This window comes from Embleya sp. NPDC055664 (assembly GCF_053618075.1).
The window spans coordinates 1-4,490 of record NZ_JBSHGZ010000082.1 but is presented as its reverse complement, the minus strand read 5'-3'; the positions used below and the strand labels follow the sequence as shown (position 1 = coordinate 4,490).

The 4,490-nt window shown below is 72.4% G+C and carries 7 protein-coding genes and 1 pseudogene; 2 read left to right on the top strand and 6 right to left on the bottom strand.

From position 1 onward, the window contains the following. Together ACWGR4_RS47935 and ACWGR4_RS47930 are read right to left on the bottom strand one after the other, a co-directional pair. A pseudogene (locus ACWGR4_RS47935) lies at positions 1 to 257 on the bottom strand (hypothetical protein); the annotation flags it as partial. Positions 258 to 309: 52 nt separating this feature from the next. Further along, positions 310 to 498 (bottom strand): hypothetical protein, encoded by a 189-nt coding sequence (locus ACWGR4_RS47930; protein WP_376189705.1) that lies wholly within the window; start codon positions 496 to 498, stop codon positions 310 to 312. A gap of 141 nt (positions 499 to 639) precedes the next feature. On the opposite strand from ACWGR4_RS47930, the gene ACWGR4_RS47925 reads away from it, so the two are divergent. Together ACWGR4_RS47925 and ACWGR4_RS47920 are read left to right on the top strand one after the other, a co-directional pair. Beyond that, entirely contained in the window at positions 640 to 816 is a 177-nt protein-coding gene (locus tag ACWGR4_RS47925; protein WP_157028735.1) for a hypothetical protein, read from the top strand. Between the two features lie 58 nt (positions 817 to 874). Continuing rightward, complete coding sequence (locus tag ACWGR4_RS47920) at positions 875 to 1,090, top strand: hypothetical protein (protein ID WP_376183994.1); 216 nt, start codon at positions 875 to 877, stop codon at positions 1,088 to 1,090. 378 nt (positions 1,091 to 1,468) lie between these two features. Here the strand turns inward: ACWGR4_RS47920 and ACWGR4_RS47915 are convergent, their stop codons facing one another. From ACWGR4_RS47915 to ACWGR4_RS47900, 4 genes are all read right to left on the bottom strand, one after another. Continuing rightward, positions 1,469 to 3,157 (bottom strand): replication protein, encoded by a 1,689-nt coding sequence (locus ACWGR4_RS47915; protein ID WP_376189693.1) that lies wholly within the window; start codon positions 3,155 to 3,157, stop codon positions 1,469 to 1,471. A gap of 369 nt (positions 3,158 to 3,526) precedes the next feature. Beyond that, complete coding sequence (locus ACWGR4_RS47910; RefSeq protein ID WP_376041175.1) at positions 3,527 to 3,748, bottom strand: hypothetical protein; 222 nt, start codon at positions 3,746 to 3,748, stop codon at positions 3,527 to 3,529. Beyond that, positions 3,748 to 3,975 (bottom strand): hypothetical protein, encoded by a 228-nt coding sequence (locus ACWGR4_RS47905; RefSeq protein WP_376041173.1) that lies wholly within the window; start codon positions 3,973 to 3,975, stop codon positions 3,748 to 3,750. Before ACWGR4_RS47905 ends, ACWGR4_RS47910 begins: the two co-directional genes overlap by 1 nt. A gap of 125 nt (positions 3,976 to 4,100) precedes the next feature. After that, positions 4,101 to 4,490, bottom strand: a 390-nt coding sequence (locus ACWGR4_RS47900; RefSeq protein WP_452134352.1) for a helix-turn-helix domain-containing protein, incomplete at its 5' end; no start/stop codon positions are given.

The following is a 4,490-nucleotide window of genomic DNA, read 5'->3' as shown; positions in this document are numbered from 1 at the left end:
GGTTGCGCACGTGCAGATCCCGGCGCGGGCGGCACGATCGGCTCCTCCGGTCGGCCGAGCACCGCGCGCTCCGCCGCCAGCACCGCCGCCCGCGTCCGGGCCTGCTCCCGCCTGTGCTCCGCCGCCCGCGTCCGGCACCCACCCGTCCGGCAGTACAGCCGCGGCCGCCCCACCACCGGATGCGGCCCCGGAATCGGCAGCCCACACCACCCACACCACCGCGCCCGCTCCGCCCTGCTCGCATCACTGTTCTGCACGTGCACATCATCCGGCTCCGCACCACACCTCTGGCACTTTCGACCGCCACACCTAGGCATCAGGACCCAACGGGTCCTCGCCCAGCTCCTCCCGCATCTCCGCTTGGGCGTCGGCCCACATGTCCCCCGCACCCGAGCAGTCCGAGCACAGGCAGTCGCCCGGACACCTCACCGGCACCCACAGCACGCCGTACTCCTGCGTCGGCTCGGCCCCACCCGCAACGTCATCGCTCGTACTCATGCCGGGATCAACGAGCGCCAGGAGCACGAGCCACGACACACACCTAGGCATTCTCAATTCGACGGGGCTTGCGCAGACTGACACAGTCGTGTCATAGTGAAGCGGTCGGCACAAGCTGACACAACCGCAAGGGAGATCATCATGGGCCTGTTCGGTGGCAAGAAGAACGACGACTCCTCCTCCTCCGAGGGGGTCAACTTCCAGGACCGGATGTACATGGGCTCGGCCGCCGTGTACGCCGCGATCGAGCGCGGCGAGATCCAGGGCGAGCAGGCCGTCCGGGACGCGCTGGAGCAGGCGCGGTACGACGCCAGCTGACGCCCCCTCGGCGGGGCACCGGCCGGTGCCCCGCCCCAACCACCGCCAGGAGGCCCCCATGCGCGAGTTCCTGTACATCCTCACCATGCAGTCCCACGACGGCCGCCAGGCGACCTGGAGCGGCGTCATCACCCCCGCTGAGGGCGCGACCCGCGAGCGGGTCTGGCTCGACCTCCGGGCCACGATCGCGCAGGCGCAGCCGACGCAGGAACAGCGGGAGGCGGTCGCCGCCGCCCCCACGCTGTTCTTCTCCCTGGAGCCCAACGCCCTCTGACCCCGCCCCTCGAAGCCCCCGCCGGATCGTCCGGCGGGGGCTTCGTCGTGCGTTGGGGGGGGTGAGCGAGGTAGTGCCCAGTGGGCCCCATAGGCGCACCCACCCGTGGGTGGACGGGTGGTTGGGCCGGGGGACCGGCGGTGGGACCGCCGGTGGGGGCAAGCCGCGGGCGCCCGCGGCTTGCCCAGCTCACCGACCTGCACGGACCGGCCGCCCGGCAAGCCCCCCGACGGAGCGACACCTCTCTCCGCAGAGCCGGAGGGAGGTCCCACCATCCCCGCCGGCGGCCGGTCCGGGCCGTGACCGGCCGCCCCATAACGCCCGCCGTCCCGCAGCAGATCACCACAGCGAGGTAGTGCGCATTGGAACAATGCGCGGTCAGCCGTCGTGCTCCTGGTCGTCGTCGGCGTCGCCGATGACCCGGCCGGTGCCGCCGCAGGGGAAGCACTGGCCGCCGTGGATGGCGGCGTACTCCTCGCGGTGGCCGGTGCCGCCGCACGGCTCGCACGGCACCAGGCCGTGCCCGGCCTCGGCCAGCCGGTCCCACTCCGCCCTCTCGGCCGCCCGCTGCCGGGCCTTGGCGGCCATCACCTCCGCCAGGGACTCCACCCACTCCGCGGCTCCGGCCTCGTCCACGACCCGCGCGTGGTCCGCCCGGCCACCCGCGTCGGCCACCAGGCCGGCCACCTCTGCCTCGAGGCTGGCGGCCACCAGCTCGGCCACGGCGAAGTCGCTCCCAGCCTCGGCCACCTGGCCGTGCGCCTCCGAGGTCAGGACCACACCGCCGAGCAGGCGGCGGTGCATCTCTTGGTAGCGGTACGCCTCCAGCTCGCCCGCCAGGTCGGTGTGCCGGGCGAGGCCCCGGGTCATCTCGAACGCCCGCCGGCCCCGGGTCGCGGCCTCGTACTCCAGCGACCACGCACGGCACTGCTCGGCCGTCCCGTACCCCGGGGCGTCGGCCTCGGCCAGGCCGTCGCGCTCGATCGCCCACAGCCGGTCAAGGAACTGAAAGGCGGTCATCGACCGGGTGCCCTTGGCGCCCTTGGCCGTCGAGTGGGCGACTTCGGCCGCCGCGCCCTTGGCCGCGTCCACGTCGGCCTGGACCGACTTGGCCGTCTCCCCGCCCACCTTGGTCAGGTACTCGATCAGCGCCTTGTCATCGGGCGACCGGATCACGTCGATGCGCACACCGTGGCCCTTGCCGCCGCACTTGCAGTTGGCCCGCTCACACTCGGTCGACGTCTCGTACGTCGGGTCGATCGACCGCAGAGCCCCCGCCCAGAAGCCGTGCATCCACTCCTCGAACGCCTCCAGGTCCTCGGCGGGCGGCTCGAACGTGCAGCTCCGGCCCTCGCCCGGCTCGAAGTACCCGTTGCCGTCCTCATCCGTGTAGATCAGCTGGCCGTTGGCCGGGGTGCCCTCCAACTGGCCACCGAGGAACACCAGCAGGTTCAGGTGCGGGTGCCACCCGCCCGCCTGCGAGCGGGTGATCTCCGGGTTACGCGCCATGCCGATGTAGCCGACCGCCGGGGCCACGTGGCGCCGGAAGCTCTGCGATGTCAGGAGCCGCTGGTAGGCGCCCGGGACCCTCGGCGTGACCTCCCCCGTCGTCTCGTCCACGCGCTGCCGCGTCCCCCACAGGGCACAGACCAGGTCGTCCAGTGCGTCCGCACGGGTGTGCCGGGTGGTCAGCACCACGGCCGCCAGAGTCCCCCCACGGGCCAGCCACCGCAGAGCGGCCGTGGTCAGCTCGTGGGTGTCCTCGGCGCGCTTGGCGCTCTCGCACACCGCGCACGCCCAGATCGACTCGCAGAGCTGGACCCCGCGGCCGGACGCCTTCCCGTCCTCGGTGCGGGCCGTCAGCGTGCCCAGCTCCGGCGCCACGGCGCGGCGCGCGCACTTCCGGCACCGGTCGATCGCGGTGATCTCCTGCATGATCCGGCGGCGCCGCCACCGCCGCAGAGCCGGGGTGACGACCGTGACCGGACCCCCCTCGGTGGCCCCATCGACCGCACCGCTCTGACCTGCGGTTTCGGCGATCTGACAACTCTGTTCGTCAGTTACCAAGAAGCGGACACCTCGGGAGGTGTCTTTCTGCAGGTCAGACCCCGTTTTCGGGGGTCGAACCGCGTCCGCCTCGGAAGCGCGCTTCCGGCAGTTCGGGGAGCAGTACGTTTGGCCCGGTGTGCGGGGGTTTGGGGTGAACTTCTTCGAGCAGCCGCTACGGCGGCATGTGCGGCGGGCGGGCCGCTGTGGCGAAGGAGGCGCTTCGCTCCGTACTCTGGTCACAGCAACGTTTCCGTTCGGTGGTTTGGCACCTGCGGAGGCGGGCGGCCCGGGAGGTGAGATGCCCGGGCCGTTGCCATTTCTGAGGGGTGATCATCCCTTACGAGCGAGACGCCCCGCCGGATCACCGGCGGGGCATCGTCGTGTCGGTCAGATCGTGGTGATTCCTCCCTCGTCCCCGGCGGGGCGGGGCTGGACGCTGATGCGGACCGTGCCATCGAGGCGGGGCTCCATCGCCACGGCGTGGAACGCGCCGTCCAGGCCGCCGAGCGCGTCCTTCTGGAAAGCGCCGGCGGGCAGGTCGAGCGAGCCGCCGTGGTGCATGAGGATCGCGATCAGCATCGCGTGAGACATGTCGGCCGGGGTCGCCATCACGCCTCCTCGCGGGCCGAGCGGATGACCATCAGGGCCGCCTGCGGGAGGTCGGCCACGGCGTCGAAGTGCGCGAGGGTGACGCCGTGGCTGCGAGCGGCCTCCAGCAGGTCCCGCAGGAGAGCGGCTGCGTCTGCCTTCTCGGCCGGGGTGGCGGCCGGTCCGCCGAGCCGCGCGGCGGACGCGGTGATACGGGCGGGCACATCGTCAAGCTGGGTCTCGTGCATGGTTCCTCCTGGTGGTGGCGGCGCCCCGCCGGGTGAGGGTGGATCAGGCGGACGTGAGTCAGTCTGACACAATGTGTCAGCCTGCGCAAGAGGGTCAGGGGAGGTGTCCCCTGACCCTCTCTCGGTCACGCGGCGGCCGGGACCTCAATCTCGGTCTGACCCTCGATGTGGTCGTCGTCGTGTCGCGGGTGGACGGGGGCGTTCTCGGTGTCGAGGCGTGCGTACACCCGCTGCACCTGCGAGGGGGCGCGGGTGGACACCCGGGCCGCCTCACGGACGCTCAGGCCGTCCCGCCATGCCTGCTCGATCGCGGCGCGGGCTTCCTCGGTGCTCAGCTTCGGGCGGGGGGGGACAGGCGGGATTTCGAGGTGTGCCCCGCAGATGACCTGCGGCGATGCGGTGGCCGGCACAGGCTCCGGCAGGGGGGTGGGGGACACCGGGGCGTCCACTGTGGACACCTCGGTGTCCCTGCCCGGCTCGACGGCGGGTGCGGCGTCGTCCACGAGGCCGTGGAC

Coding starts and splice junctions, on each gene's coding strand:
- ACWGR4_RS47930 (WP_376189705.1), bottom strand. CDS start 498: ATGAGTACGAGCGATGACGTTGCGGGTGGGGCCGAGCCGACGCAGGAG.
- ACWGR4_RS47925 (WP_157028735.1), top strand. CDS start 640: ATGGGCCTGTTCGGTGGCAAGAAGAACGACGACTCCTCCTCCTCCGAG.
- ACWGR4_RS47920 (WP_376183994.1), top strand. CDS start 875: ATGCGCGAGTTCCTGTACATCCTCACCATGCAGTCCCACGACGGCCGC.
- ACWGR4_RS47910 (WP_376041175.1), bottom strand. CDS start 3,748: ATGGCGACCCCGGCCGACATGTCTCACGCGATGCTGATCGCGATCCTC.
- ACWGR4_RS47905 (WP_376041173.1), bottom strand. CDS start 3,975: ATGCACGAGACCCAGCTTGACGATGTGCCCGCCCGTATCACCGCGTCC.